Below are 3,449 nucleotides of genomic sequence, written 5' to 3'. Positions count from 1 at the left end.
GTCACCGACCGGTGCGGGCCGCGGTGCTGTCCGGACGGTTCCGCGCGGCTCCGGGCGGGTGGCGGAAGGCGCCGTCGGCGGCGTCCCGGGGCCGACGCCGGCAGGGTCCGTGGTCGGGAGCAGTCAGTGGGGCAGGGAAGAATGCCCTACGACGAACAGGGCAGCGGAAGGTGGCAGGTCCAGTGGAACCTCGGATCATCGGCAGCGGCACGGACGAGCACCTCGCGGACCCCTTCGGGAGCGCCGCGCTGCGCCGGCGGGTGCTGGACGCCTGGGCCGCCTCGCCGTCCCGGTTCCGGGAGGACGCCAACGCCGAGGAGGAGTTGGCGCTCGGCGGCTACCGGGACCGCCTGGTCGTCGAGTTGGCGCAGAACGCGGCCGACGCCGCGGTCCGGGCCGGCCACGGCCCCGGCCGGCTGCGGCTGACCCTCGCCGACGGCGTGCTCGCCGCCGCCAACACCGGCGCCCCGCTGGACGCGGCCGCCGTCGAGTCGCTGTCCACCCTGCGCGCCTCCTCCAAGCGCGGCGAGGCGCCCGCCGTGGGCCGGTTCGGGGTCGGCTTCGCCGCCGTCCTCGCCGTCACCGACGAGCCCGCCGTGCTGGGCGCCGGCGGCGGGGTGCGCTGGTCGCTCGGCGAGGCCCGGTCGCTGGCCGGGGCCCAGCCCGAGCTGGCCGACGAGCTGCGCCGCCGGGACGGCCACGTGCCGCTGCTGCGGCTGCCGTTCGCGGCCGAGGGCACCGCCCCGGAGGGCTACGACACGGTGGTCGTGCTGCCGCTGCGGGACGCCGCCGCCGAGGACCTGACCCGCCGTCTGCTGGCCGGGATCGACGACGCGCTGCTGCTCACCCTGCCCGGCCTGCGCGAGGTCGTGGTGGAGACCCCGGACGGCGTCCGGACGCTCACCCGGGACGCCGCCGAGACCCGCCCGGACGGGGTCACCGAGGTCACCGTCACCGACGACGCGGACGGCCGGCCGCGGCGGACGGTCTGGCAGACCGCCGGCGCCTCCGGCACGCTCGCCGCCGAGCTGCTGGCCGACCGGCCCACCGAGGAGCGCGCCCGCCCGTACTGGACGGTGACCTGGGCCGTCCCGGTCGGCGAGGACGGCGCCCCGCAGCGCCCCCGGATCGCCTCCGTGCTGCACGCGCCCACCCCCAGTGACGAGCCGGTCGGCCTGCCCGCGCTGCTGATCGCCTCCTATCCGCTGGACTCCACCCGCCGGCACGTCGCCCCCGGCCCGCTGGCCGACTTCCTCACCGAGCGGGCCGCCGACAGCTACGCCGAGCTGCTGCGCGCCCGCGGCGCCGACCTCGGCTCGCTCGGCCTCGTCCCGGCCCCGCTCGGCCAGGGCGCGCTGGACAACGCGCTGCGCGCCGGGGTGCTCTCCCGGCTGCCCGACACGCCGTTCCTGCCGCACCCGGCGCCGGTCGAGGAGGGCACGCCCGCGCTGCGGCCCCGGGACGCCACGCTGCTGGAGGGCGCGGACGGATCGGTGGTCGAGGCGCTCTCGCCGATCTTCCCCGGGCTGCTGCCGGCCGGCCTGGAGCGCCGCACCGAGCTGCGGGTGCTGAACGTGCGCCGGGTGCCGCTGGCCGAGGTGGTGGACCAGCTCGGCGGCCTGGACCGCGAGCCCGCCTGGTGGCGCAACCTGTACGCGGCGCTCGGCGCGGCCGACCCGGAGGCGCTCGGCGCGCTGCCCGTCCCGCTCGCCGACGGGCGGACGGTCACCGGGCCGCGGCGCGTCCTGCTGCCCTCCGAGGACGCCGACTGGGCGGCCTTCCCCGGCTACCCCGGGTCGCTCGCGGGCGCGCTCGCCGCACTCGACCTGCGGCTGGCCCACCCCGAGGCCGCCCACCCGCTGCTGGCCAGGCTCGGCGCCGGCACCGCCACCCCGGCCGGGGTGCTGGACACCCCCGAGGCGCGGGCCGCCGTCGCCCGCTCCTACGAGCTGGCCGAGGACGACCTCGACGCGGCGCTCGAACTCGCCGACGCCGTCCTGGCGTTGGTGAAGGCCGCCGCCCCGGAGCCGGGCGCCCACCCCTGGCTGGCCCGGCTGGCGCTGCTCGACGACGAGGGCGAGCCCGCCCGCGCCGGCGAACTCGTGCTGCCCGGAAGCCCGTTCGCCGCGCTCGCCCGCGAGGAGGACGCCGGCTGGGTGGACGACGAGCTGCTGGAGCGCTGGGGGTCCGAGGTGCTCGCCGCGGTCGGCGTGCTGGCCGACTTCGTGCTGGTGCGCGCCGAGGACGTGGTGCTCGACCCGGACGACCTGGAGCGGCTCGACCCCACCGCCCCGGCCGACCGCGCGGCCGGCGGCCACCCCACCGGCCTGCTGGACGAGGCGCCGGACGGGCTCGCCGAGTGGGCCGAGGACGCGCTGGAGGCGCTGCAGGCCGACGAGGCGGTCGGCGTCCCGCCGGTGGCCGCCGAGCTGCTGGCCGTGCGCGACCTCGACCTGGTGGACGACGACGCCTGGCCGGAGGCGCTCGCCGCGCTGGCCCGCCCGCCGTACCGGGAGGCCGTGGTCGGCCCGGTGCGCACCCTGCTGCCGGACGGCTCGTACGCCGACCTGCCGCCGTACACCGCCTGGTGGCTGCGCGACCACCCGGTGCTGGCGGGCCGTGAGCCGGCCGGTCTGCGCGCCGCCGGGGCCGACCCGCTGCTGCGCGGCCTGTACGACGAGGCCCGCACCACCCTGGACGAGCAGTTCCTGCACGCGCTCGGGGTGCGCACCACGCTGGCCGCGCTGCTCGCCGAGCCGCACGGGCCGGACGAGGTGCTGGACCGGATGACCGACCCGGACGCCGAGGTCGGCCACCGCCAGCTGCACGGCATCCACACCGCGCTGGCCCGGGTCGACCGGGAGCGGATCGAGCCGCTGGACGTGGTGCGGGCGCTGCCGCCGCTGGACCCGGCCACCGGGCGCCGGCCGGCCCACACCGTGGTGGTGGACGCCACCGAGGCGGTCGTCGCCGACGCCCCCGACCTGGTCCAGCTGCTGCACCCGTACCCGCTGCTGCCGGTCGCCCCGGCGCTGGCCGCCGACCTCGCCGAGCGGCTGCACGTGTCGCTGGCCAGCGAGGTGGCGGGCGGCCGGGTGCTGTCCGAGGGCGTGCTGCACCGGGTCCCGGCGGTGGTGCGGGAGCTGCTGCCCGGCTGCCCGGTCGCCTACGAGGAGCACGAGGAGCTGCTGGTCGTCGGGCCGGACGGCGGCGAGGCGGCGGTGGACTGGCGCTGGGACACCGGGGCGGACACCCCGGAGCCGCCGTACGACCCGGAGCTGGCCGAGGCCGGCGACGAGGACGACGAGTTCGAGGTCCCGCCGGTGCCCGGCCTGCTGCACGCGGCCACCCCGGAGGGGCTCGCCGCCGGGCTGGCCTGGTCGGTCGGGCAGTGGCACCGCCGTTTCGAGGTGCTGGCCGCGCTCAGCGAGCCCGACCGCGCCTACGAG

At 79.0% G+C, this 3,449-nt stretch carries 1 protein-coding gene; it reads left to right on the top strand.

Translation table 11 applies throughout. From position 1 onward, the window contains the following. Positions 1-182 precede the first annotated feature (182 nt). Positions 183-3,449 (top strand): sacsin N-terminal ATP-binding-like domain-containing protein (locus ACFU6K_RS34345; protein ID WP_380669814.1); only part of this gene is annotated, 3,267 nt, incomplete at its 3' end.

Origin of the sequence: Kitasatospora sp. NPDC057512 (genome assembly GCF_042802135.1) — a bacterium.
Classification (GTDB): Bacteria; Actinomycetota; Actinomycetes; order Streptomycetales; family Streptomycetaceae; genus Kitasatospora.
The sequence above is the reverse complement of the archived record's forward strand: the minus strand, read 5'-3'. Positions and strand labels throughout refer to the sequence as shown.